Origin of the sequence: Zobellia alginiliquefaciens (assembly GCF_029323795.1) — a bacterium.
In the GTDB taxonomy this organism is placed as follows: Bacteria; Bacteroidota; Bacteroidia; order Flavobacteriales; family Flavobacteriaceae; genus Zobellia; species Zobellia alginiliquefaciens.
The window spans coordinates 3,127,762-3,152,273 of the sequence record NZ_CP119758.1; the positions used below are offsets into that span (position 1 = coordinate 3,127,762).

Sequence of the window (24,512 nt, forward strand, 5' to 3'; positions counted from 1 at the left end):
ATTAAATAAAGGGCTTGTGGGTGATTGTACTATATATTATAAATGAAAAAACTCCGGTAATCAGCCGGAGTTTATTCATCAATCAAAAAACGAACAGTCATGATAAACTGTTGTTGCTTTTAAAATTACAATATATATGCCAAATTTCCAATTTAAGGAATATTTAACGTGCAATTTTATGGTGTTTTTAACCTAAATAGGTCTTAAGGATTTTGCTTCTAGAAGTATGTTTTAATCTTCTAATAGCTTTTTCTTTAATCTGACGAACTCTTTCTCTCGTTAGGTCAAAAGTTTCACCAATTTCTTCCAATGTCATAGAATGTTGCCCGGCAAGACCAAAGTACAAACGGATAACGTCTGCTTCTCTTGGAGTTAGAGTTTCTAAAGCGCGCTCAATTTCAGTACGCAAAGATTCGTGCAACAATTCTTTGTCAGGATTTGGAGATTCACCACTACGAAGTACATCGTAAAGGTTAGAATCTTCACCGTCAATAAGAGGCGCATCCATAGATACATGACGACCAGAGTTTTTAAGCGACTGCTTAACATCTGCAACCGTCATATCCAATTCTTTTGCAATTTCTTCTGGTGAAGGCATACGTTCGTGTGCCTGCTCTAGAAAAGCAAAGGTCTTGTTAATCTTATTGATCGATCCAATTTTGTTCAATGGCAAACGTACAATACGAGATTGTTCCGCCAAAGCTTGTAATATAGATTGACGAATCCACCATACTGCATAGGAAATAAATTTAAATCCCCTCGTTTCGTCAAATCGTTGTGCGGCCTTAATAAGGCCAAGGTTACCCTCGTTAATTAAATCGGGTAAAGTAAGTCCCTGGTTTTGGTACTGCTTAGCTACCGATACAACGAATCGAAGATTGGCCTTTGTTAGTTTTTCAAGAGCGACCTGATCGCCTGCCTTGATACGTTGTGCCAATTCTACTTCTTCATCTGCTGTAATCAAGTCTACTTTGCCTATTTCTTGCAAGTACTTGTCCAAAGATGCGGTCTCCCTGTTGGTGACCTGTTTTGTGATTTTAAGCTGTCTCATGTAAATAAATTAGGTTCAGTTTGCATAGACTGCATATACTTATACGTAAAAAACATAGAAATGTTACAATTGGGTGAAAAAAACTTTACTTTTTAGATAAGTCGCATAAAAAAGCCTCAACTTACTATGTTGAGGCTTTAAATATGTATTAAAGAAAAGAGTGTTTAGTCTCTTCTTGGCTTACGATCACGGTTGTCTCTACCACCTCGTCTGTCATCTCTACCACGACCACGATCTTTATCGTTACGTGGTGGTCTTTCTACAAAACCTTCAGGTTTTGGTAAAAGAGCTTTTCTAGAAACCTTTTCTTTACGGGTTCTTGGGTCGGTACCTAAGTACTTCACATCAAAAACGTCACCCATGTTCACAACATCGGAAACATTCTCGGTTCTTTCCCATGCCAATTCGGAAACATGTAACAATACTTCATTGCCCGGGGCATCTTGGTATTCTACAACAGCGCCAAAGTCTAGCATTTTAATTACTTTAACTTCGTAAGCACTACCAACTGCAGGTTTGAACATTAGGGCATCGATCTTGGCCAATACCGCGTCAATACCATTCTGGTCCGTACCTAAAATTTCAACAATACCTTCTTCTGTAACCGGGTCTTCATTGATAACAATAGTAGTATCTGTTTCTTTTTGAAGTTCTTGAATTACTTTTCCTCCTGGTCCAATAAGTGCACCAATAAATTCATTAGGAATAGTACGTGTAACCATTTTTGGAGAATGAGGCTTCACATCTGCGTTAGGAGCAGAGATAGTATCCGTCAGTTTTCCAAGAATGTGTAAACGACCTTCTCTTGCTTGTTTTAAGGCATTTACCAAGATTTCGTAAGAAAGACCTTTTACTTTAATGTCCATTTGGCAAGCGGTAATACCATCTGCTGTACCGGTTACTTTAAAGTCCATATCTCCCAAGTGATCTTCATCACCTAAAATATCGGAAAGAACGGCATATTTACCAGAGTCCGCATCAGAAATTAATCCCATTGCAATACCTGAAACCGGTTTTTTCAATTGTACACCAGCATCCATCATTGCCATAGTACCAGCACAAACAGTAGCCATAGAAGAGGAACCGTTAGATTCTAACACTTCGGATACTACACGAACTGTATAAGGGCAATCTGCAGGGACCATTCCTTTTAAGGCACGTTGTGCCAAGTTACCATGTCCTACCTCACGACGAGAAGTACCACGGATAGGTCTTGCTTCACCAGTTGAGAAAGGAGGGAAGTTGTAGTGTAAATAGAAATTCTCCTCACCTTCGTAAGATGGCATGTCAATTTTGTTTGAATCTCTAGAAGTACCTAGGGTTACAGTAGCCAATGCCTGAGTTTCCCCACGGGTAAATATAGCGGAACCGTGTGTTGATGGTAGGTAATCTACTTCACACCAGATAGGTCTAATCTCATCGGTCTTACGACCATCTAAACGTAAACCTTCGTTTAGGGTAAGATCACGAACAGCAGCTTTTTCAGCTTTATTGTAGTATTTTGAAATCATACCACCAAAGTCAGCTTGTTCTTCTTCAGAGAAAGTAGCTTTAATTTCTTCTTTTATTTCACTAAAAGAAGCGCTTCTCTCATGTTTGGCAGAACCTGCTTTAGCTACGGCATATACTTTGTCATATGCCATGTCGTGAATTTTCTTGGCCAAGTCTTCATCTTCTCTTTCTGGCTCATACTCACGTACATCTTTCTTTCCGAAAGCTTCAGCAAGTTTTAATTGAGCGGCACACTGTACTTTAATGGCTTCGTGTGCAAATTTGATGGCCTCGGTCATTTCTTCTTCAGAAATTTCATCCATCTCACCTTCAACCATCATTACAGAATCAGCAGAAGCACCGATCATCATATCAATGTCGGATTCGGCCAATTGAGCTCTAGTTGGGTTGATAACGAATTTACCGTCTACGCGGGCAACTCTAGCTTCAGAGATTGCACATTCAAATGGAAAATCCGATAATTGAATTGCAGCAGATGCAGCCAAACCGGCCATTGCATCTGGCATAACGTCATCATCATGAGACATTAATTGAATCATCACCTGAGTTTCAGAGTGATAATCTTTTGGGAAAAGTGGACGAAGTACACGGTCTACCAAACGCATAGTCAATACTTCACCATCACTAGGTCTTGCTTCCCTTTTGAAGAAACCACCTGGGTAACGGCCCGCAGCTGCAAATTTTTCGCGGTAATCTACCGTTAATGGAAGAAAGTCAACATCACTTTGTTTGTAGTTGGAAACAACCGTACACAATAGCATACATTTTCCTGACTGTACAACAACAGAACCGTGGGCCTGCTTTGCCAATTTTCCGGTTTCGATAGAAATTTCCCTACCGTCACCAAGGTCTATGACCTCTTTAAATACTTTTGGAATCATAAATTTTAATTAAATACGCCAATGGGCGAATTGTTAAACAATGGTCTTATCGACTTGTTAAGGCCGAAGTTGTTGTGTTGTGTTGACCAATGAAAAACTGGGTGCAGCTTTTTGTAAAATCCTAATTATTTAGGATGACTAATATATAAAAAAAAAGGGCTGAAAATTTCAGCCCTTTGTAAAATACTTATTTTCTAATACCTAGTTCTTTAATAAGCTCACGATACTTAACAATATCGTTCTTGATCATATAATCAAGTAGGCTTCTTCTTTTACCTACCAACTTTACTAATGAACGCTCAGTGTTGTAATCTTTGTGGTTCTTTTTTAAGTGACCGGTTAGGTGGTTAATTCTGTGTGTGAACAAAGCGATTTGGCCTTCTGTAGAACCTGTGTTTGTTTCACTACCGCCGTGTTTCTTAAAGATTTCGGCTTTTACTTCTTTTGTTAAATACATTCCAATATTGTTTTAAATGATTTTTATGTATATATGACTGATTTTCAATCAAGCTGCAAAGATACGATTTATGAGCATAAAACAAATAATTTGTTCAATTAAATGTATTGTGGCCTTGGTAGGTAAAAAAAACTGTGTGATACAGAAAAAACCGATTGCTAATACCTTGCGTATATTATTATACTATTAATGGCGGTCTGTTGATTAGAACACCGATATAGACTTAAGTCCCCCTAAAAAATAATATGATTATGAATTTGAAATTTTTTATGAGTGTTTGCTTGGTATTAGCTTTTATTGCATGCGATGAAGATGAAACAAACGAACCTGAAAAGACGGATACCGCTCCAAATGTAGTAGGTATGAACTTTCTAAAAAGTACACAATCTTTTGATGAGACCTATGCTGTTCTTAAAGCAAGTTTAGAGGCAAATGAAAATATTACAATTGTAGCCGAAGTAAATCATACGGCCAACGCGGCTTCAGCGGAGTTGGAGCTAAACCCAACGAAAATAATTTTCTTTGGCAACCCTAATTTAGGAACACCATTAATGCAGGTAAACCAACAGGCGGGATTAGATTTGCCACAACGTATTTTGGTTTATCAAAGTGATAGTGAAGAAGTTTACATAGGTTATAATTCTACAACATATTTAGCTAATCGCCATACAGTAGGGGATGTATCTACATTATCTACAATGGCAGGAGCATTGAGGAATTTAAGCGAAAATGCCGGAATTGGAGAGGTAACGGAGCAGCCTAGTGAAGTGCCTGCCGATTATAAAGTGTTGACAGTTGTAAGTCAAGAAACATTTGACGCTACCTACGAAGGTATAATGAGTGTGATTGAAGGTAACCCAAATCTTAAAATTGTTGCGGAATTAGATCATCAAGCCAATGCGGCCAATGTTGAGTTGGAGTTGTTGCCTACTAGCGTAATTATTTTTGGTAATCCAAGCTTGGGAACACCGTTAATGCAAGACAAGCAAACTTCAGCACTTGATTTACCACAAAAAATATTGGTGTATGAAAATGCGGAGGGTGAGGTGAAAATTGCTTTTAACAGTCCAGAACTATTTATGTCAAGACATGGTGTTACGGATAATGACGCTACTTTAGAAACTATTTTAGCTGCATTACAAGGTATTGCTACATCTGTAAACCAATAGAGTAATTTAAAAAAAATGAATTGAGCTTCACTAGAAATAGTGGGGCTTTTTTTGTTTCTCAAAAAAAAGTAGAAGGTGATTTTTTAAGTAAAATAGAGCATGGATTTAAGCCAGTTTTGAAAATCTAAAAATCACATCCCGCAGGAAGAGGCTCCGCTTTCTCCAATTCTATGGCGAATTCTGAGTCTAATTCTACCTCCATAAAGCCATTTTCAACTGAGCCTTTTAGAACCTCAGAGGTGTAGCCTACTGGGTGTACATGCGCGCGTATGTAAACTTCAGTAGTTTTTGCCAAGGTAATATTTGATCCGGAACGAGTAAAAGGTTGTTCCTCTACATGGCTGTGAGTTAAAATTCTCCTATAAATAAGGTTTCCTTTTAAATCAATGATTTCCCACCAGTCTGCATATAGATTACAACCGGTATCCGGGCTTTGAATGGTTGTACTGAAAGTATAGTTGTTCTCAGTGCCCGATACTTTAACTTCAAGAACTTTTGCGGAATCAGATAAAATGCCCGCCAAATCCGATTCGGCGGGCATACTTTCTTTATCTGTTGAACAACAAAAAAACCAAAATGAAATTAGTGTAATAACTAACGGTTTCATGCCGAAACCTTTTCAGTTCTCACAGGGTTGTTCTGAATTAAATCTATATAAAGGTTGATTTTCTTTTTCAAATCTCTTCTATGTGAGATAAAATCCAAAAAACCATGGTCCTTAACAAACTCTGCAGTTTGGAAACCTTCGGGAAGTTCTTTTCCCGTAGCTTCTTTTACTACTCTGGGGCCTGCAAAACCAATTAATGCACCAGGTTCTGATATGTTAATGTCCCCTAACATTGCATAGGACGCGGTTGTTCCACCAGTGGTAGGGTCTGTACAAAGTGATATATATGGAAGTTTAGCTTCTGCCAGTTGTGCTAATTTTGCCGATGTTTTGGCTAATTGCATTAAAGACAGGGCGGCTTCCATCATACGGGCTCCCCCAGATTTTGAAATCATTACAAAAGGAACTTTTCTTTTTATAGCGTAATCTATGGCACGTGCAATTTTTTCACCAACAACGCTACCCATAGACCCACCAATAAAATTAAAGTCCATACAAGCTATAACAATATCTTTGCCTATAGACTTACCAAAACCGGTTCTTACGGCATCGTTAAGTCCAGTTTTCTTTTGTGCAGCCTTTAGTCTTTCCGAATATTTTTTGGTGTCCTCAAACTTCAAAGGGTCTTTAGAGGTCAATTTGGCATCCAGTTCCCTGAATTTGTTATCATCAAAAAGCATTTCAAAATACTCTTTACTGCCTATGCGAACGTGATAATCGTCTTCAGGGCTTACGTAAAAGTTCTTGGCAAGTACTTCTGATTCAACAATTTTTCCCGTTGGAGATTTGTACCACAACCCTTTTGGGGTGTCTTTTTTCTCTTCGGTAGCCGTTTGTATTCCCTTTTCCTTTCTTCTGAACCAAGCCGTCATATCTTCCATAATTAGTTTTGGGGATGTACTTTACCTATAAGGTATTTACATTGTTTAAATCTTCAAAAGCCTTTTTCAAACGCTCAACAAAAGACTTTTCTCCTTCGCGTAACCAAACTCTTGGGTCATAGAACTTTTTGTTAGGTTCATCTGCGCCATTTGGATTTCCAATCTGAGCTTGAAGGAAGTCTTTTTTATCTTGAACATAGTCACGAACTCCAGCTAAAAATGCATACTGCAAATCTGTATCAATATTCATTTTAATAACACCGTAGCTAATACCTTCTCTTATTTCTTCGACCGTAGAACCTGATCCACCATGGAAAACAAAATCTATGTGGTTGTTTTCTACACCGTATTTTTCAGTGATATACTCTTGAGAGTTTTTAAGGATTTTTGGAGTCAGTTTAACGTTTCCTGGCTTGTACACACCATGAACGTTACCAAAAGCTGCTGCAATTGTAAATCTTGGGCTTACTTTGGAAAGCTCCTCGTAAGCATAAGCTACTTCTTCTGGTTGTGTGTACAATTTAGAGTCATCAACATCAGAATTGTCAACACCATCTTCTTCTCCACCTGTAATACCAAGTTCTATCTCTAACGTCATGTTCATTTTGCTCATGCGCTCTAAGTACCCTTTACAGATTTCAATGTTTTCTTCAAGAGGCTCTTCGGAAAGGTCGATCATATGTGAGCTGAAAAGAGATTTTCCAGTCTCGGCAAAATGTTTCTCACTAGCATCTAAAAGTCCGTCTATCCAAGGTAATAATTTCTTAGCACAGTGGTCTGTATGAAGAATTACGGTAGCTCCGTAAGCTTCTGCCAATTGGTGTACATGTTTTGCTCCGGCTACGGCACCAAGAACGGCTGCTTTCTGACCCTCATTAGACAAGCCTTTACCAGCGTTGAACTGAGCACCGCCATTAGAAAATTGAATGATTACAGGAGCATTTAAAGTTGCTGCTGTTTCTAGGACACCATTAATTGTGTCAGAGCCAATAACGTTTACTGCTGGAAGGGCAAACCCTTTTTCTTTAGCATAGTTAAAGATTGCTTGTACTTCGTCACCTGTTGCGACACCTGGTTTTATACTATGAGCCATAATGTTTCTGGTCTATGTTATATGTGAAAAATGAATAGGACAAATGTAATAAAATAAATAGGTCTAAAAAGATTGGTGTTTATAAGTTTATAAGGTTTAAGGCTGAATAATGTTACAAAATGGATGTTTTTTAGCCTCGTGTCTCATTAAACGGAATAGGTTTTGCTCTCAAAATCCAATGAAAATCAGTAGTAATCAAAGGATGCTTTAGAACGGATAGTTAATACCGATTTGAAGTACAGAATTGGCAAAATTATAATCTCTGAACCATCTTTTTGAGGTTACTTCTGCAGGATTGTAGGTTTTGAAGCCTAAATCTGCCCGTAACACAAAGTAAGTAAAGTCATATCTAAGGCCAAAACCAGTTCCTAAAGCAATATCTTCTAGTGATTTTAAGCTTGTGAAGGTGGCTTCTGGGTCTTCTACGTTGTCAAAAACGTTCCAAATATTGCCGGCATCCGCAAAAAGCGCTCCTTTAAGATTACCGAAAAGAGGAAAACGGTATTCTAGATTAAGACCTATTTTCAGGTTTGCTTCGTTAAAATCGTTAATAGCATCCGTACGGCCCGGTCCTAGGGAATAGGGAGACCATGCTCTTATATCATTTGCGCCCCCAGCAAAATAACTGCGCACAAACGGTATGTTGTCTGAATTTCCGTAAGGAATTGCAATACCGAAAAAGCTCCTGAACGCTAAAACATTACTACGGGATATGGACCAATATTTTACATAATCGAACTCGGTCTTTATATACTGACTGTAAGGAACACCAAAAACTAATTGGTCTTCACTGTCATTTTCGTTAAACGGAATTATATTGGAAAGTAAGGATAGGGCATTACCGGCACTTTCCAGTTTAAATCTAAATTGAAAGAAATTATTATCCGTAACACCTTTGCGGTTATTGAGGTTAAAAGTATAGTTGCTGGCAAAAATAAGGTTGTTCTCGGTAAGACGTTGTCTCCTTTCTTCAATTCTGCTTACGGTCTGGAACTGATCAGTAGTACCAGGTACATCATTGTTAAGAATGGCTTTTGTAAACTCCGTAGTTCCTGTGGGAATACGCAAACTTGGATCATCCGAAGTTTCTGAGGTTTCAAAATAGCGGGTTAGCTCAGGATACGCAATGGCATCGTTGTAGCTGTCAAAACTATCTGCAATATTATCCAATTGATCGTATGAGTTTCCGTATACATTAAAAAACCGATCAGGGTTAACGTTCCTAACAAACTGGATGTTCAATAACTCTACATCGTGCTTAATAAAGTCCGATGGAATCCAATTATAACCCAAAATAGTGTTGAAGGCCTGTTTGTCCAATCCTATATTCTTTTGGAAGCTGGTACCAATAGAAATACGTGTTCTGGGAAGGGTGTAACTTGGTATGATTTTATTGGTATTGATAAAGGGCAACCAAATTCTGGGGATGTCCAAGGTTAAATCTGCTCCAAATTCTTGAATGTTGAAAAACCGACTGTCAATAATACTGGGGTCATTGGAAGCTCCAATACTTAATCTACCCGATAAATTTAGGTTTTCCGCCCCGCCAAATAGGTTTCTGGCCTGTAAAGAAGGACTAAGCGCTAACCCAATTTGCTGAATATTGGAACGAGTGACTTCAAAAGAGGTTCCAAGTGAATATTTTGGACGAGCAGCTAAATAGATATTAGCATCCAGGGTAGCGGAGCTGTCATTAGGGGTTGATGTAATGGTAGGGTACTTAAAAACGCCCAAGTTGGTAATCTGTCTGTAGGTTCGTGTGCGGTCTATATCTTTATAGATGCTATCTTTTTCAAAGAACACGGCATTTGCCAAAGTTTTAGGTTTAAACCTTAATTTGTTCCTGTAGAAAATAGTGTAATCTCCGTAGCGTATAAACTTTTGGTCGCTATTGCGCTCATCGTACAAGAAATCTGTGTAAATATTGATTTTGTCAAATTTATACACCTTGTATTCCGAGCTCGTTACGGCGCTGTCACCTCGTTTCTTAAAATTATCTATGTTCAGCTCAATGTTCATTTGTTGATCATTGGCTAATTTGGTAGTATCGGTAGCTATATTATAGGAAACGGAGCTTTCTTGAAAGTTATAAATACCTGAGTTTCTAAAAATAGCACTTAAGCGCTCTCTTTCGCTAGCAAATTTAGAAAGGTCAAACTGGTCCCCATCTTGAACAAACGCTTCATTCTTATGAAGCAGGTAAATAGAATCTATAGCTTTTGATGCTATTTTTCTAGATACGGAATCAATCATAAAAGGTTCGCCTAGGTCTATTTGGTATGAAACGGAAGCCCGTCTTTTTTCAACAAGAGAGTCTATTTGGTAGCTTGTATTGTTGTTAAAATAGCCCTTACTGCCATAGTAGGCACTTAGCCTCTCTAAGGTGCGCTTGGTTCTTGCGGTATCTAAAATAGAAGGTGCTTCCCCAACTTTTTTGAGCCATTCGCTCAATCCGCTTACTAAAAATGACTCGCCTAAACGATCAACTTGCTTTTTAGAAAGAAGGCTAATGAGTCTGCGTTCTCTCTTTTCGTTTCGGTCTAACCAGGCGTTATACGAGGAATCAGGGTTTTTCTTAGCTAAGTTGTATAGATTTAACCGTAATGGGTAGCCTAGAAGGTTGGTGTTGGGTTCTTGGAGGATCAGACTTTCAATATCCTCATCTTTCACCTCTACACTGTCTGCATAGATGGTGTTCTTTTTAAGCAAGAATTCATCCTCGCCAACCCGTTTTAGCGTGTTACACGAGTTGATAACCAGAACTACAAATAATAGGCCTATTTTTGTAGCGGTAGTAGTAAAGCGTAACATTTTGCCCATAGAGATCAAAAATACATTGATTTCATTTAAACTTTTTTATTTGAAGCTGAAAATATAAGTTTTTCTATGGGGATGAGTCGTTTTAAGGAATCCTGAGAGCTTATTTTTCTTATATAGGTTGAAATGATAGGAGTAAAATAACATTTTTGCGTAAATAAAAAACATTGATAGAAGTATAGATTGTTATGGTTTCAAAAAATCAAATCAAACTTGTAAGAAGTCTACATCAAAAAAAGTACCGAAATATTCATAACCTTTTTGTTGCCGAGGGAATAAAGGTGGTTAGGGAACTGGTGAATTCTGATTTTAAGGTAAACTCTTTGTATAGTTCAGATTCAGAAATTAATTTGGGAACACCAGATGTAATAGAGCTCGTGACCGAAGCGGAATTAAAAAAAATGAGTGCCTTGACCGCTCCCAATAAAATAATAGGGGTGTTTGAAATACCAAAAAACCAAAAGCCAAATTTTGATGGATGGGTAGTTGTATTAGATGATATTCGCGATCCAGGGAATTTAGGAACCATTATAAGGTTGTGCGATTGGTTTGGTGTTGAGCATTTGGTTTGCTCGGCCAATACGGTAGACTGTTATAATCCCAAAACATTACAGGCCACAATGGGTTCTATATCTAGAGTGAATATTGGTTACACGAATCTTCAGACTTTTTTGCAAAACGCACCCGTTGGTGTATTTGGAGCTTTCATGGAGGGAGATGTTGTGTATGGAACAGACTTGCCCAAGTCTGGAATATTGGTATTGGGTAATGAAGCTAATGGTGTTTCTAAGGAAATAGAAGCTTTAGTGACACAGAAAATTAGTATTCCTCAATTTGGAAAAAATACAACAGAAAGTCTAAACGTGGCAACAGCCACCGCTATTTTGTTGAATGAGATAAAAAGAAATTAGATTTTACTCAAAAGTAAAATTGATAAAAAGCCCTCTGGTTTTCATGCTATCTATATTTCCGGTCCAAGGGCTGTTAGGATCGTTGTCACGAACCAATTCATCCGTTAGGCCAAAAACACCACGTATAGAAGGTGTGAACTTAAAATATTCCAAATAGAAATCAATTCCAAAACCAAGTTCGTAGTTGTAGGTCCATTTTTTCATTCTAAAAGTACCACTGCTATTATCATCAATACTTTCTTCATTACTTCCCAAGTTTAATGAAGCAGATGGGCCGGCAACCAAAAAGGGTTTGAAATTACCAAAACGTCGAGTGCCTATTTTTAAGAGAACAGGAAAATTTATGTAGGTAGATTTTACTTCGGTTATCGCATCTCTAGCACCTTCTTCGGTAGCTGTAAAGCCAGGGAAACCTAAAGTTCGGGCATTATAGTATAAGCCTGGCTCTATACGTACATCTAAAAATTCGTTCAGTCGCATTTCACCAATAAGACCTACGTTAAAACCTGTGGATTGTAAAACTTGAATGTCGGTGCCTTGGTTCCCTCTGTCCTGTTTATAGTCAAATTTAAATCCATATCTATTAAATCCGAGAAAATATCCGTAGTTCAGGAACTTTTTATCCTTGTTCTCTATATTTAGAACGGGGTTGGAGTTAAATTGGGCATTCGCCGGTAGGGACAGAAATAAAACACCTCCCAAAAGCAAAAAAAATCTTTTCATTCAAAAAATATTATTCGTTCGCTTTTCAGTTTAAAAATGACGAACCACTATTTTTACTGGCCTTTACGGCTGTGAAATTATTTTGTAGCAACATATATAGATGCAACCCCAAATGTTTGGGGTTTGTTCTCTACCTCTATAAACCCGATTTTCCGTAAAATATTGTTGAACGCATTACCATGTGGGAAAACAGAAGCGGACTCACTTAAATAGGTGTAAGCGGATTTGTCTTTGGAAAAGAGTTTGCCAATTGTAGGCAACATGTATTTAATGTAGAGATTATAGCCTTGTTTAAAAGGTGTTTTAGTAGGTACGGATGTTTCAAGAACCACAAAAGTACCACCAGGAGCAAGGACTCTGTGAATTTCAGCAAGCCCTTTCTCTAAAGTTTCAAAGTTGCGAACCCCAAAAGCAACGGTAATAGCATCAAAACTATTCGTCTCAAAGGGTAGGTTCTCACTATCGCCAACTACCATTTCAATAGTCTTATCCAGCTTTTTCTGTGCTATTTTATTTTTGCCAACCTCTAGCATGCCAGGAGAGATATCCAGGCCTACTATTTTGTCGGCACCCGTTTCTACTAGGTTTATGGCCAAATCACCAGTTCCGGTTGCAATATCTAATATGTTCTTGGGCTGCTTGGCCTTTAGAATGGCAACAACTCGTTTACGCCATTTAATATCAATACCAAAAGAAATAACCCGGTTAAGGCCATCGTAATTTTCCGATATATTATCGAACATTTGGGTGACTTGGTCTTTTTTGCCAAGCACAGAATCTTTATAGGGCGTAACCTTTTTGGCCATAATGGGCAATTTTTTGGGCAAAGATACAATATCGTTTTAAGTAAACGTTTAAGCAAAGTAAGGAATGCATTTTGGGCATAAAGTGCATTTTAACCTCATTTTAAATAGCCAACCAAAATATTGTGTAATTTTGCGCAGCAAATATAAACTACAAAGTGGTTTTTCATTCATAGAGGGTTTATAAACTGCAGGCCCGAATTAAGTTGCTGATAAATGAAAATTATAATCGCAGGTGCTGGTGAAGTAGGTTTTCACTTAGCTAAACTGCTATCTTACGAATCCCAGGATATTACGCTCATCGATACAAGAAAAGAGAGTCTGGCCTATGCCGATACTCACTTGGATATTCGTGTACTAAGAGGCGATGCTACTTCTGTATCCGTGCTTAAAGATGCCGATGTACAGAACTCTAGGCTGGTTATTGGGGTGACTTCCTCTGAAACCACTAACATTACGTTATGTATGTTGGCCAAACAATTGGGGTGCAAACGAACTATTGCAAGAATATCCAATACCGAATTTGTCGAAAACCAAGAAGAAATAAATTTTCCTAATTTGGGTATAGATGAGTTGATATCGCCTGAAGAGCTTGCCGCTACAGAGATTCAACTGTTATTGAACAAGTCGGCATTTAATGATACCTACGAGTTTGAAGAAGGTAAGCTGATCATGATAGGGGTTTCCTTACCGGCTTCTGCACCTTTTGTGGGTAAAATGGTGAAAGAGGCAGCAAGAATATTTCCTGAGTTGAATTTTATGCCTATCGCTTTACAGCGTACGGGAACCCAGTATACGGTAGTGCCCCGTGGTGATACTGTCTTTAAACACGGTGATCAGGTTTATTTTATTACTACCAAGGAGGGAGTAGAGCAGTTGTATAAGCTTACCGGTAAGAAGAAAGAATCAATTAGAAATGTAATGATTCTGGGCGGTAGTAAAGTGGGCTTTAAAGCGGCCCGTGACCTTTGCGTAAGTAAGTTTAATGTAAAGCTGATTGAAAAAGATAAAGAAAAAGCCTTTGATCTTGCAGATGATCTTCCAAATGCTCTGGTTATTAATGGCGATGGACGAAATGTTGAATTACTAGAGGAGGAGAGCCTAGAGTCCATGGACGCATTTATAGCGGTTACCGGAAATTCCGAAACCAATATTATGTCCTGTTTAGTAGCCAAATCCAAGCATATTAAGAAAACCATAGCAATGGTTGAGAATATGGATTACTTTCAGCTATCCCATTCTATAGGTATAGATACGTTGATAAATAAAAAGCTATTGGCTGCAAACAATATCTTTAGACATATACGTAAAGGTGAAGTAGTGGCGTTGATGCGCTTGAACAACCTTAATGCGGAGATCCTGGAGTTTGTGGTTAAACCAAACTCAAGGGTTACTGGTAGTGTAATTCGTGAACTTAAATTTCCAAGAGCAGCTACCATTGGCGGTGTTATTCGTGGGGAGGAAGGAATTATTGCTTTAGGTGGATTTGAAATTCGAGCGGGAGACCGTGTTGTTGTCTGTTGTCTTCCGGAAGCCATCCCTAAAATAGAACGATTGTTTCTTTAATGCAGTTAAACTCTAAAATAATATTTCATATCATGGGGTTACTGTTGCTATGCAACGGAGGCTTTATGTTATTGGCAACTTTGGTTAGCGGCATCTATAAGGATGGGGCAACTTTAAGCATTGCGTTGGCAGCTATAACTACCATGTTTGTGGGTACATTTGCTATGTTTTATACCCGCGGACATAAAAAAGAAGTAAAAAGAAGGGAAGGTTACATAATTGTAACTTTTGGCTGGCTGGTAATGTCCTTTTCCGGGATGTTGCCGTATTTGTTTTCAGGGGCTATACCTACGGTTACCAATGCCTTTTTTGAAACCGTATCTGGGTACACCACTACCGGAGCTTCAATTTTAGATGATATCGAAGTATTGCCGGAAGGATTACTTTTTTGGCGTAGCCTTACCCATTGGATAGGCGGTATGGGTATTATTGTTCTGGCCATAGCTATTTTGCCATTATTGGGTATTGGAGGTATGCAGTTGTTTGCTGCGGAGGCCCCAGGTCCCAGTGCCGATAAACTTCATCCTCGCATTACGGATACCGCAAAGCGACTTTGGTTAATATATGTGGGGTATACCTTAGCGGAAACTGTGCTTTTGAAATTGGCGGGAATGAGCTTTTTTGATGCTATTAACCATTCCTTGGCCACCTTGTCTACTGGTGGTTTTTCAACCAAAAATTTAAGTGTTGCCTATTGGAACGACCAGCCTTTAATACAGTATATCATTATCTTGTTCATGTTTCTTGCAGGAAGCAATTTTGTACTTAGTTATTTTGCTTTTAAGGGTAAAGTGCAACGGGTTTTAAAGGATGAGGAGTTTAGGTATTACGGTGGTTTTGTGGTGGTATTTACGCTAATTGCTGCGTTGGTAGTGTACCTTAAGGCGGAAGTGCCTGTTACGGAATACCATCCTATGGTATTAGGAAGTGCGGAAAGCTCTTTTAGGCATACGCTGTTCCAAGTAATTTCTGTGATAACTACTACGGGTTTTGTTTCAGCGGATTTTACAAGCTGGACCCCTTTTCTTACGGTTTTCTTTTTCGGATTGATGTTTTTGGGAGGGTCTGCTGGCTCTACATCAGGTGGTATTAAAGTAATGCGCCATATACTGATTATCAAAAATGGACTTTTGGAATTTAAACGTACGCTACATCCTAATGCTATTATTCCTGTGCGATATAACAATAAGACGGTAAAAGAGCAAATTGTCTATAATATCATTGCCTTCTTTGTGCTTTATATGTTACTATTTATAATTGGGGCTTTGGTCCTTGGTGCTTTGGGTATCGATTTTGTAACCGCAATAGGTGGTTCTGCTTCTTCTTTAGGAAATGTTGGGCCTGCATTTGGAGGTCTTTATCCATTAAGTAATTTTAATGGTCTGCCGGACGCTGGTAAGTGGTGGTGTGGTTTCCTTATGCTTGCAGGTAGATTAGAGCTCTTCACGGTTCTAATACTCCTTACCCCTTATTTCTGGAAGCGTACTTAGTTTCCGTGTTTTTTTAGGCTCTCATATTCTTGTCAGGTCTCTGTTGTTGGTTACAAGCAATTTTCTCCATTTGTACAAATATTCTAGCAATTTGTCATTTAAACAGATCTATGCATACATTGTTTATTATTTTTTGTAGATAAAATCTTACATTTAGAAACTTTTGATGTAAACCGTAGTTTGAAAGTTACATGTAGTTGTCTCTTTCTTGCGGGTTCATTTTCAACTTTCCCCTGACAAATAGAGATGTATTTCATCTTATATTTTGAAGTCTGCAGCAACAAATTTTATTAATATAAAAGATGCTTATCATGGGAAAAAAAATTTTAGATTCAAGTATTGAAAGTGTAGTTGAGTTAGATGGTGAAATGACTCCTGAAGGATTGGAGCAGCAAGCTCAATTTTTGCCGCTCTGGTATAAGAGCAGTGGCCTGTACATTAAAAAAAGTAAGTTTTATCCGGTGTTTCCAAAAATACCGATCAAGGCAAAACCAACAGGCATGGAAAGTGCCATAGACTTGGATATCCTAAATGAAGAAGAACGGGCTAGTTTGCCAATTATACCCTTCTTTTCTTATGAAGAATTTAGACTGGATATTGATGGTCAGTTCCCATTAATGACCGCTAGTGGTTACTTAAGGTTTCCTGGGGTTCATTATGTGGCCAAACTGAGTAAATCCGGAAATGGATATTTAGGGAAAATTTGGTTTAAGCATGGCAATGTGACTTCCTTTGCCTATAAATACCTGAAAATTGAACTTACTAATTCTATTTTCCCTAAGAACAAAAAAGCTAAAGTAACTTTTTACGGGGGAGGGGAAACACAAAGAATATCTACTTATAACTTTAGTAGTTCTTACTATAGAAAAATTGATTTTGAGTTTGATTATGAAGAGGATGTGCAGCCAGTATTGGAAATTAATACACATGGTCATCCTAACAGGCCGACCGATTTACCTAAGGAGAAATTAAGTTTGTCAAAGGTATATCAGCGTGCTGGTTTTAATGTTTCTCGGTCTGGTGATGACGAAGTTCTTTCTTCTTTAAAAGGAGCTAATGGTACGTGGAGCAATATGGAGATGCATGATGCTATGCAGGCATATTGGTCAAAATTTAGTGCTGCTCCCAAGTGGGCTTTATGGACTTTCTTTGCCAAACAACATGATATGGGGTCCGGTTTAGGGGGGATTATGTTTGATGATATAGGACCTAATCACAGACAGGGAACGGCAATTTTTTATGAATCTTTCATTAATAATGCACCAGCGGGCGATAGTAATCCGGCGGCTTTTATTGAGCGCTCCAAGTTTTGGACAGCGGCTCACGAGATCGGTCATGCCTTTAATTTGGCGCATTCATGGCAGAAAAATTATCCTGGTTTTGGCTCTTCTTGGATTCCATTAGTTAATAACCCGGAAGATCGTAGTTTCATGAATTATCCTTATAATGTAAGTGGCGGTCAAAATGCTTTTTATGCTGATTTTGATTTTAGGTTTACAGATAATGAGCTTTTGTTTTTGAGACATGCACCTAACAATTTTGTGGAAATGGGCAATAGCGATTGGTTTGATAATCATGCTTTTGAAGATGAACATACTGTGACGGACAATAGATTGTCGCTAGAAATCAGTATGGTTCAAAATCAACAGGTTGCTGAGTTTCTTGAGCCGGTCTATCTAGAGCTTAAATTGCAAAATTCTTCGGGCGCGCCAATGGCGGTAGATAGGCATCTAATGGAAAACCTGAAGAATGTTCTGGTTCTTATTCAAGGGCCTAGTGGCAAGGTTTCTAAGGTACGTAGTTTTGTAGAGTATCTAATGGAGGAGAAAGAACAGATATTGCTTCCCAATGAAAGTATGACCCAAAAGCATTTTATCTCGGCAGGTCCGGATGGATGGTATATAAAAGATAGCGGGAGCTATAAAATTACTGCTATGGTAGAGAGGGACAATCAGGTGTATAGTTCTAATAATCTTGATTTAGAAGTTCTTTTGCCCAAAACAACTGAGTCGCAGTTATTGGCAAATCAATATTTCACAGAAGATGTTGCTCGTATTTTGTTTTTTAACGGTAGTCGCGTACTTGAATCCGGTAATGAAGCGTTACAGAAAGTTGTAGAAGCCGTACCGGAGAGCAATGCGTCCATACATGCTGCAATGGCTTTGGCAAGGCCCTATATGAAAGATTATAAGATGATGAGCTTTCAGGAAAATACACCTCAGGCTATGACCAAAAGTGCTTCTGAAGAAAATGCAGCTTTCGAAACCCTAAAAGCTGACCCAAAAAAGGCACAGGCTTTTATTGATATCGCAACAACGAGGACGGAGCAATTTGCTAAAACTTACGGGGCAGCGTCCACTGACGAACATCTAAATGAGATTATCAGTTTTATCAAATCTAATGACAGCAGTAAAAACCTAGATAAGATTGAAAAAGACCTCAATACATATAGAAGTAACTAATAACTTAAAAGTTTATATATAAAAAAGGGAGGATGTTCAAAACATCCTCCCTTTAAATTATTTGGTATAAACCTACTATTTCAGGGCTTTCTCAATTCTAGAAATAGCTTCTCTAATTTCTTTTTCAGCTGCAGCGTAAGAAATACGGATGCAGTTTCCGTTACCAAAAGCATCACCTGTAACGGTAGCTACATTTGCGTATTCTAACAGGTAGATGGCAAAATCAGAAGCATTATTTATTGTAACGCCGTTTAAGGTTTTTCCAAAATAAGCAGTTACATCAGGATATACATAAAATGCACCATCCGGTTCATTACATTTAAATCCGTCTATACCATTCAATAGTTCAAGAATAATAGCTCTACGTTCTTTGAACTCGTCTACCATATAGTTTATACGGTCTGGCGATTCTGTTAAGGCCGTAATAACTGCACGCTGAGCTATACAGTTGGCTCCACTTGTAACTTGACCTTGCAATTTATTGCAAGCACGAGCTAAGTAAGTTGGGCCTCCAATATATCCAATACGCCACCCGGTCATTGCAAATGCCTTGGCAACTCCATTTACGGTAACGGTACGGTCAAACATATCATCGAACGCGGCCATGGAGGCATGTTCGGTAACACCATAGTTGATGTGTTCGTAAATCTCATCACTAACTACTATAATCTGTGGGTGTTTCTGTAAAACGTCTGCTAAAGCCCGTAATTCAGCCTTACTATATATAGAACCACTTGGGTTACAAGGAGAGCTGTACCAAAGCATTTTTGTTTTGGGAGTGATTGCAGCTTCCAATTGCTCAGGTGTCATTTTAAAATCACTTTCAATGCTTGTAGCAACTTCTACAGGTACACCATCTGCTAATTTTACAATATCACTGTAGCTTACCCAGTAAGGACAAGGTAAAATAACTTCATCGCCTTCGTTCAAAACAACTTGGGCAATGTTATACAAAGCTTGTTTTGCACCTGTAGATACAACAATTTGAGAAGGTTCATACGTAATGCCATTATCTCTCTTGAATTTGGTAATAATAGCCTCTTTCAAATCAACATAACCATCTACCGGTGTGTATGAATTGTAATCTTGGTTTACCGCTTCTATAGCAGCTTCTTTAATGTAATCTGGTGTGTTAAAGTCAGGTTCACCCAAACTTAAACCGATAATGTCTTTACCTGCAGCACGTAATTCTCTAGCCTTGGCAGCCATTTCTAATGTAGCCGAAGGGGTAAGACTGTTGATGCGGTCAGAAAGTTGATTTTTCGTAGCAGTTGATGATGTCATAATAAAACTAAGGTTTGTACGCTGTGTAACTTAAATTACCAGTGCTAATAAAGTTTTTTTTATTGTGTCTATTACAGGTTCAAGGCAGGTCTTTTGCCCAGTTCCTTTAAATGTCTAAAGTGCGAAATTATAGCTTTTCGGGTAGTTTCGTACTCGTGGTACGGCAAATTAAATTCTTTTGCCGTTTCTTTCACAATTTCTGCAATTTTTGTGTAATGTACATGGCTAATATTAGGGAAAATGTGATGTTCCACTTGGTGGTTTAATCCCCCGGTAAACCAGTTTACAATCTTGTTCTTAGTACCAAAATTTACAGTTGTAAATAACTGGTGAATAGCCCATGTGTTTTTCATCGTCCCCGTTTCGTCAGGAAGAGGCGTGTCCGCTTCGTCAACAATATGTGCTAATTGAAAAACTACACTTAGAATAACACCGGCTACGTAGTGCATAATAAAGAAGCCAATTAATATCATCCACCAAGCCATATCAACGAAAATAAGGGGTAGAACAATCCATATGGTGATGTATAGAATTTTTGTAATCACAAGCGTACTCCAGTTCATGGCTGCACTTGGTAGTTTGCCATAAGAAAGCTTTCGTTTCATATAACGGTACATCTGTTGGAAATCTGTTGTAATAGCCCAGTTGAAAGTTAAAAGGCCATACAGGAAAACAGAGTAAAAATGTTGAAATTTATGGTGCTTTTGCCATTCAGCATGCTTGGAAAAACGCAGAATACGGCCAGCTTCCATATCTTCATCATGTTCATGAATGTTGGTGTAGGTATGGTGCAGTACATTGTGCTGAACCTGCCAGTTATATACATTTCCTGCCAAAATATAGATGCTGCTCCCCATAAGTTTGTTGACCCACTTTTTATTGGAATAGGCACCATGATTGCCATCATGCATAACGTTCATGCCTACACCGGCCATACCAACGCCCATGACAATAGTTAGTAGAAGATTGGCCCAAATGGGTAGTCCTAAAGTTAAAATTAAAAAATAGGGGGTTAGGAACATAGCGAACATAATCACCGTTTTAAGGTGTAAGCGCCAGTTGCCTGTTTTCTTTAATTTGTTCTCCTTAAAATAATCGTTTACGCGTTTGTTCAATGTTCTGAAGAACTGTGCGGGATCTTTCCTGGAGAATCGTACTGTTTTTTGGTCCATAAAATAATATTATTGATAGATATCGTAGAAATGTTAAGCTTTATATGGTGATAAAATGTTATTTCATCAACGAATATAGTAGTTTTGCAACTATACAAATATACGCATGACTGCCGAATTAGTTTTTAAATATTTTCCCAATTTATCAGATCTTCAGCAAAAACGGTTCATATTACTGGAAGAATTATATAAAGATTGGAATCAGAAGATCAATGTTGTTTCTAGGAAAGATATAGATGAGCTTTATTTAAGACATGTATTACATTCTTCGGGAATAGCTAAGGTTCAGCAATTTAACGATGGGGCGTCTGTTCTAGATGTGGGTACAGGTGGAGGTTTCCCAGGTATTCCACTGGCTATATTGTTTCCAGAGGTGCAGTTTACTTTAGTTGATTCAATTGGTAAAAAAATAAAGGTAGTTCAGGAAGTAATCCAAGGATTGGATTTGGATAACGTAACTGCTGTTAATTCTAGGGTCGAAGAAACTAAAGGCCAACATGATTTTATTGTAAGTAGGGCAGTTGCTGCAATGCCCACATTTGTGCATTGGGTAAAAGGTAAAATAAAGAAAGAATCACTGCATGAAAGGCGGAACGGAATTCTTTACCTAAAAGGTGGTGATTTGTCCGAGGAACTTGATGGATATAAGGCCATAGAAATCTATGACCTCACCAATTATTTTGATGAAGCTTTTTTTGAAACTAAAAAAGTGGTGTACTTACCCATGAAATATAAAGGCTAAACTACAAGCTTAATAAGTGGTAATACGCTTTTCTATATTTTCTTGCGAAAATTTTTAAATGAGCCCATATATGTATATGTAGGCAGTCTGCTAGCATTCTAAATTGACTATATGTTTTCTGCATATCCATAATCTTCATTTTTACAGTTACTACAAAGTACGTAATTATTACGTTTAATTTACAATAACTTAACGTTAAATTTACACTAAAAGTATGTTTTACTGATATTTAGTTAAGTTTTTTACTGAAAATCAGCTTTGTAAATCAATTTTTGTATGTTGATTTTAAATAAAAAAGTAAAATATTAAATATTTAAAAATCAACTACTTATGATGTGTTTAGTCTTAGTTGAGGAAATTTTATAAAAGCCGAATGTCGCTTATTTGTTAGCTTAATGTAAATATAACGTTAACCAAGAATCTAAATTGTGCAGTTTGTCGGTAAAATTTGAAAATAAGGCATAAAAAAGCCCCTGCTTATAGTCATAAGCAAGGGCTTTTTACTGTTTTCTGGACTTATTTACTCCAAGGAGGGGTAACACCGTTTGAACGAGCGTAGGCTATTAGCTGTCCTTTATGTTCTCCATTGTGTTCCATTATGGCTAATAGACCACCAAGCTTATTCATTTTAGCAAAACCAAAATCTACTTCTTCTCCAAATTGGTCATCCTCTACTAAAATTATTTTTTCAAGAACAAACTCATTCGATTTTTTAAGAGCTGCAATGATGTTTTCTTTTCCCGTAATTTTTGATAGGTTCATCATGTCTACATCTTCCGGTGGCGCAAAGCCCATTTTAGAGGCTAAATAATAATTTCCTCCAGCAACATGTAACAATGCTTCAGCTACGGAATTTACACCATCCATAGGGCGCCAATCATATTGTTCCTCGGAAAAAGCTTCTGCCAAAGCAACAACTTGTCCTTGATTTCCTTGTAAAACCCCTTGAATGGTGTTTTGTGTCAATTTTTCTTGCGCATACGTCATGGCGGCTACCATGAAGAATGCGGTTACAAATAGGTTTTTCATTTTCTTAGTTTTAGTGGTTACAAAGATTCCTCAATCCGTTTAATAAAAAAAGGATTGGGGAATTTAATAAAATTTGATAATAAAACACTGATTATCAGTGTGATTTAATTTATTCTTATCCTAAAAATGGATATCTGTAATTCGTTGGAGTTACAAAAGTCTCTTTAATAAGACGAGGGGATACCCATCTTAATAAATTCTGGGCAGAACCGGCTTTGTCATTCGTTCCTGAAGCTCTAGCTCCTCCAAATGGCTGTTGCCCCACTACGGCGCCAGTAGGTTTGTCATTGATATAGAAGTTACCCGCGCAATTTTGTAATGCTTTTGTAGCTTCATCAATTGCATACCTGTCCGTAGATAGAACGGCTCCTGTTAGAGCGTATTCGGAAGTACTGTCAACCAACTTTAAAGTTTCTGACCAATCCTTGTCCTCATAAACATATATGGTAACTACAGGACCGAATAATTCCGTTTCCATTGTAGTGTATTTTGGGTCTGTTGTAAGAATTACGGTTGGCTCAATGAAGTAGCCTTTGGACTTGTCATAGTTTCCGCCTGCAATAATTTCAGCATTGTCATCTTCCTTAGCTTGGTCTATATACTTGGCTAATTTGTCAAATGAACCTTCATGAATAACCGCAGTTATAAAGTTAGACATATCTTCCGGACTCCCCGGTTTGTTAAAAGTGGCTATGTCTTTTTTAACCGATTCAAGAATTTCTTCCGAAAGTGATTTTGGAAGGTAAACCCTTGAGGCCGCACTACATTTTTGACCTTGGAATTCAAAGGCACCACGAACAATTGCTGTAGCTACTTGTTGAGGTTTTGCGGAAGGATGCGCTATAATAAAGTCTTTTCCTCCAGTTTCTCCAACTATCTTTGGGTAGGTTTTATAGGTGTGAATATTGTTTCCAATCTGCTTCCATAATTCTTTGAAGACATGTGTGGAACCTGTAAAGTGTATGCCGGCAAAATCCGGACTTGCCAAAACGGTCTCGGTAATCATGACCGGATCTCCGTAAACTACGTTGATAACGCCATCGGGAAGACCGGCTTCTTTAAAAATGTCAACAATTACCTTTGCAGAGAAAACTTGACTGTCACTTGGTTTCCATACCACAACGTTACCCATCATTGCGGCACTTGCAGGAAGGTTTCCGGCAATAGCGGTAAAGTTAAAAGGGGTAATGGCATATACAAAACCTTCTAGCGGTCTATATTCTACACGGTTCCAGATTCCTTCTGCAGAATCCGGTTGTTCCTCATATATCTCAGACATGTATTCCACATTGAAACGCAGAAAATCAATCAATTCACACGCAGCATCAATTTCAGCTTGGTGAATGTTCTTTGACTGTGCAATCATAGTTGCGGCATTAATCTTAGCACGGTATGGTCCTGCAATCAATTCTGCAGCTTTCAGGAAAATAGCGGCGCGCTGTTCCCAAGTTAAATCTGCCCAAGCGGACCTTGAAGCCAAGCAATTTTCAATGGCTTTTGTTACATGCGATTTTTCTGCAACATGATATTGGCCAACAATATGTTTGTGGTCATGTGGAGGGGACATTGGCTTAGTGTTGCCAGTCTTAATTTCTTCGCTGCCTATATATAAAGGTACATCTACACTCCCGTTAAAATAAGAACGGTATTGCTCTAGCACTTCTTCTCTTTCGGGAGATCCTGGTGCGTAACTCTTTATTGGCTCGTTAATCGCTGTCGGTACGTGAAAAAAACCTTTGCTCATAATACTATTGTTAAGTTTAAAAAATAGAGCGTAAAGGTAGGTTTCTTAGTGCGAATAAAAAACTCGCCAAGCGGTAATGGTACAAAAGGATTGTGCTAAAAAAATCTTAATAAAAATT

Annotated in this window: 19 protein-coding genes; 6 read left to right on the forward strand and 13 right to left on the reverse strand. The window is 38.1% G+C overall.

All coding sequences use genetic code 11. The annotated features are described in order from the left end of the window. Window positions 1–187: 187 nt before the first annotated feature. The 3 genes from P0077_RS13135 to rpsO all read right to left on the reverse strand — a co-directional run bounded on the left by P0077_RS13135 (window position 188) and on the right by rpsO (window position 3,901). Window positions 188–1,051 (reverse strand): sigma-70 family RNA polymerase sigma factor, encoded by an 864-nt coding sequence (locus P0077_RS13135; protein WP_194526209.1) that lies wholly within the window; start codon window positions 1,049–1,051, stop codon window positions 188–190. A gap of 164 nt (window positions 1,052–1,215) precedes the next feature. Next, window positions 1,216–3,444 carry a polyribonucleotide nucleotidyltransferase gene (locus P0077_RS13140; RefSeq protein WP_276165685.1) on the reverse strand — a complete coding sequence of 743 codons (2,229 nt, stop codon included), beginning with the start codon at window positions 3,442–3,444 and terminating at the stop codon, window positions 1,216–1,218. A 187-nt stretch (window positions 3,445–3,631) separates the two neighbouring features. Then, entirely contained in the window at window positions 3,632–3,901 is a 270-nt protein-coding gene (gene rpsO / locus P0077_RS13145; RefSeq protein WP_194526211.1) for a 30S ribosomal protein S15, read from the reverse strand. A gap of 251 nt (window positions 3,902–4,152) precedes the next feature. Between rpsO and P0077_RS13150 the strand changes: the two genes are divergently transcribed. After that, window positions 4,153–5,070 (forward strand): DUF302 domain-containing protein, encoded by a 918-nt coding sequence (locus P0077_RS13150; RefSeq protein WP_276165686.1) that lies wholly within the window; start codon window positions 4,153–4,155, stop codon window positions 5,068–5,070. A 124-nt stretch (window positions 5,071–5,194) separates the two neighbouring features. Here P0077_RS13150 and P0077_RS13155 read toward each other — a convergent pair whose 3' ends face one another. The 4 genes from P0077_RS13155 to tamL all read right to left on the reverse strand — a co-directional run bounded on the left by P0077_RS13155 (window position 5,195) and on the right by tamL (window position 10,471). Continuing rightward, window positions 5,195–5,611 (reverse strand): hypothetical protein, encoded by a 417-nt coding sequence (locus P0077_RS13155; RefSeq protein WP_276165687.1) that lies wholly within the window; start codon window positions 5,609–5,611, stop codon window positions 5,195–5,197. A 62-nt stretch (window positions 5,612–5,673) separates the two neighbouring features. Beyond that, window positions 5,674–6,549, reverse strand: coding sequence for an acetyl-CoA carboxylase, carboxyltransferase subunit beta (accD, locus tag P0077_RS13160; RefSeq protein ID WP_276169204.1), 876 nt, complete (start codon window positions 6,547–6,549; stop codon window positions 5,674–5,676). A gap of 34 nt (window positions 6,550–6,583) precedes the next feature. Next, the gene (fbaA, locus tag P0077_RS13165) at window positions 6,584–7,651 is read right to left on the reverse strand and encodes a class II fructose-bisphosphate aldolase (protein ID WP_276165688.1); all 1,068 of its coding nucleotides are present in this window, start codon (window positions 7,649–7,651) and stop codon (window positions 6,584–6,586) included. A gap of 207 nt (window positions 7,652–7,858) precedes the next feature. Beyond that, window positions 7,859–10,471, reverse strand: coding sequence for a translocation and assembly module lipoprotein TamL (gene tamL, locus P0077_RS13170; RefSeq protein WP_276165689.1), 2,613 nt, complete (start codon window positions 10,469–10,471; stop codon window positions 7,859–7,861). Window positions 10,472–10,656: 185 nt separating this feature from the next. Between tamL and P0077_RS13175 the strand changes: the two genes are divergently transcribed. Further along, a complete protein-coding gene (locus P0077_RS13175) occupies window positions 10,657–11,379 on the forward strand; it encodes a TrmH family RNA methyltransferase (RefSeq protein WP_276165690.1) in 723 nt (240 codons plus the stop codon). 3 nt (window positions 11,380–11,382) lie between these two features. Here the strand turns inward: P0077_RS13175 and porT are convergent, their stop codons facing one another. Further along, window positions 11,383–12,102 carry a type IX secretion/gliding motility protein PorT/SprT gene (gene porT, locus P0077_RS13180; RefSeq protein ID WP_276165691.1) on the reverse strand — a complete coding sequence of 240 codons (720 nt, stop codon included), beginning with the start codon at window positions 12,100–12,102 and terminating at the stop codon, window positions 11,383–11,385. 77 nt (window positions 12,103–12,179) lie between these two features. Continuing rightward, window positions 12,180–12,908, reverse strand: a complete 729-nt coding sequence (gene ubiE, locus P0077_RS13185) for a bifunctional demethylmenaquinone methyltransferase/2-methoxy-6-polyprenyl-1,4-benzoquinol methylase UbiE (protein WP_276165692.1) — start codon at window positions 12,906–12,908, stop codon at window positions 12,180–12,182. 213 nt (window positions 12,909–13,121) lie between these two features. Here ubiE and trkA point away from each other — a divergent pair, with 213 nt between their 5' ends. The 3 genes from trkA to P0077_RS13200 all read left to right on the forward strand — a co-directional run bounded on the left by trkA (window position 13,122) and on the right by P0077_RS13200 (window position 18,423). Next, a complete protein-coding gene (gene trkA, locus P0077_RS13190) occupies window positions 13,122–14,471 on the forward strand; it encodes a Trk system potassium transporter TrkA (protein WP_276165693.1) in 1,350 nt (449 codons plus the stop codon). Then, window positions 14,471–15,961 (forward strand): TrkH family potassium uptake protein, encoded by a 1,491-nt coding sequence (locus P0077_RS13195; protein WP_276165694.1) that lies wholly within the window; start codon window positions 14,471–14,473, stop codon window positions 15,959–15,961. The genes trkA and P0077_RS13195 overlap by 1 nt, the downstream gene beginning before the upstream one ends. A gap of 311 nt (window positions 15,962–16,272) precedes the next feature. After that, the gene (locus P0077_RS13200) at window positions 16,273–18,423 is read left to right on the forward strand and encodes a zinc metalloprotease (RefSeq protein ID WP_276165695.1); all 2,151 of its coding nucleotides are present in this window, start codon (window positions 16,273–16,275) and stop codon (window positions 18,421–18,423) included. Between the two features lie 75 nt (window positions 18,424–18,498). On the opposite strand, the gene P0077_RS13205 is transcribed toward P0077_RS13200, so the two are convergent. Together P0077_RS13205 and P0077_RS13210 are read right to left on the reverse strand one after the other, a co-directional pair. Then, window positions 18,499–19,707, reverse strand: coding sequence for a pyridoxal phosphate-dependent aminotransferase (locus tag P0077_RS13205; protein ID WP_276165696.1), 1,209 nt, complete (start codon window positions 19,705–19,707; stop codon window positions 18,499–18,501). 71 nt (window positions 19,708–19,778) lie between these two features. Continuing rightward, window positions 19,779–20,879 (reverse strand): fatty acid desaturase family protein, encoded by a 1,101-nt coding sequence (locus tag P0077_RS13210; RefSeq protein WP_276165697.1) that lies wholly within the window; start codon window positions 20,877–20,879, stop codon window positions 19,779–19,781. 106 nt (window positions 20,880–20,985) lie between these two features. Here P0077_RS13210 and rsmG point away from each other — a divergent pair, with 106 nt between their 5' ends. Beyond that, window positions 20,986–21,621: a 16S rRNA (guanine(527)-N(7))-methyltransferase RsmG gene (gene rsmG, locus P0077_RS13215; RefSeq protein WP_276165698.1), complete on the forward strand. Its 636-nt coding sequence runs from the start codon at window positions 20,986–20,988 to the stop codon at window positions 21,619–21,621. A gap of 516 nt (window positions 21,622–22,137) precedes the next feature. Here rsmG and P0077_RS13220 read toward each other — a convergent pair. Both P0077_RS13220 and pruA read right to left on the reverse strand, forming a co-directional pair. Continuing rightward, window positions 22,138–22,650, reverse strand: coding sequence for a DinB family protein (locus P0077_RS13220; protein ID WP_276165699.1), 513 nt, complete (start codon window positions 22,648–22,650; stop codon window positions 22,138–22,140). Between the two features lie 115 nt (window positions 22,651–22,765). Further along, window positions 22,766–24,394: an L-glutamate gamma-semialdehyde dehydrogenase gene (gene pruA, locus P0077_RS13225; RefSeq protein WP_276165700.1), complete on the reverse strand. Its 1,629-nt coding sequence runs from the start codon at window positions 24,392–24,394 to the stop codon at window positions 22,766–22,768. Window positions 24,395–24,512: the final 118 nt, after the last annotated feature.

Coding starts and splice junctions, on each gene's coding strand:
- P0077_RS13135 (WP_194526209.1), bottom strand. CDS start 1,051: ATGAGACAGCTTAAAATCACAAAACAGGTCACCAACAGGGAGACCGCA.
- P0077_RS13140 (WP_276165685.1), bottom strand. CDS start 3,444: ATGATTCCAAAAGTATTTAAAGAGGTCATAGACCTTGGTGACGGTAGG.
- rpsO (WP_194526211.1), bottom strand. CDS start 3,901: ATGTATTTAACAAAAGAAGTAAAAGCCGAAATCTTTAAGAAACACGGC.
- P0077_RS13150 (WP_276165686.1), top strand. CDS start 4,153: ATGAATTTGAAATTTTTTATGAGTGTTTGCTTGGTATTAGCTTTTATT.
- P0077_RS13155 (WP_276165687.1), bottom strand. CDS start 5,611: ATGCCCGCCGAATCGGATTTGGCGGGCATTTTATCTGATTCCGCAAAA.
- accD (WP_276169204.1), bottom strand. CDS start 6,549: ATGACGGCTTGGTTCAGAAGAAAGGAAAAGGGAATACAAACGGCTACC.
- fbaA (WP_276165688.1), bottom strand. CDS start 7,651: ATGGCTCATAGTATAAAACCAGGTGTCGCAACAGGTGACGAAGTACAA.
- tamL (WP_276165689.1), bottom strand. CDS start 10,471: ATGGGCAAAATGTTACGCTTTACTACTACCGCTACAAAAATAGGCCTA.
- P0077_RS13175 (WP_276165690.1), top strand. CDS start 10,657: ATGGTTTCAAAAAATCAAATCAAACTTGTAAGAAGTCTACATCAAAAA.
- porT (WP_276165691.1), bottom strand. CDS start 12,102: ATGAAAAGATTTTTTTTGCTTTTGGGAGGTGTTTTATTTCTGTCCCTA.
- ubiE (WP_276165692.1), bottom strand. CDS start 12,908: ATGGCCAAAAAGGTTACGCCCTATAAAGATTCTGTGCTTGGCAAAAAA.
- trkA (WP_276165693.1), top strand. CDS start 13,122: ATGAAAATTATAATCGCAGGTGCTGGTGAAGTAGGTTTTCACTTAGCT.
- P0077_RS13195 (WP_276165694.1), top strand. CDS start 14,471: ATGCAGTTAAACTCTAAAATAATATTTCATATCATGGGGTTACTGTTG.
- P0077_RS13200 (WP_276165695.1), top strand. CDS start 16,273: ATGGGAAAAAAAATTTTAGATTCAAGTATTGAAAGTGTAGTTGAGTTA.
- P0077_RS13205 (WP_276165696.1), bottom strand. CDS start 19,707: ATGACATCATCAACTGCTACGAAAAATCAACTTTCTGACCGCATCAAC.
- P0077_RS13210 (WP_276165697.1), bottom strand. CDS start 20,879: ATGGACCAAAAAACAGTACGATTCTCCAGGAAAGATCCCGCACAGTTC.
- rsmG (WP_276165698.1), top strand. CDS start 20,986: ATGACTGCCGAATTAGTTTTTAAATATTTTCCCAATTTATCAGATCTT.
- P0077_RS13220 (WP_276165699.1), bottom strand. CDS start 22,650: ATGAAAAACCTATTTGTAACCGCATTCTTCATGGTAGCCGCCATGACG.
- pruA (WP_276165700.1), bottom strand. CDS start 24,394: ATGAGCAAAGGTTTTTTTCACGTACCGACAGCGATTAACGAGCCAATA.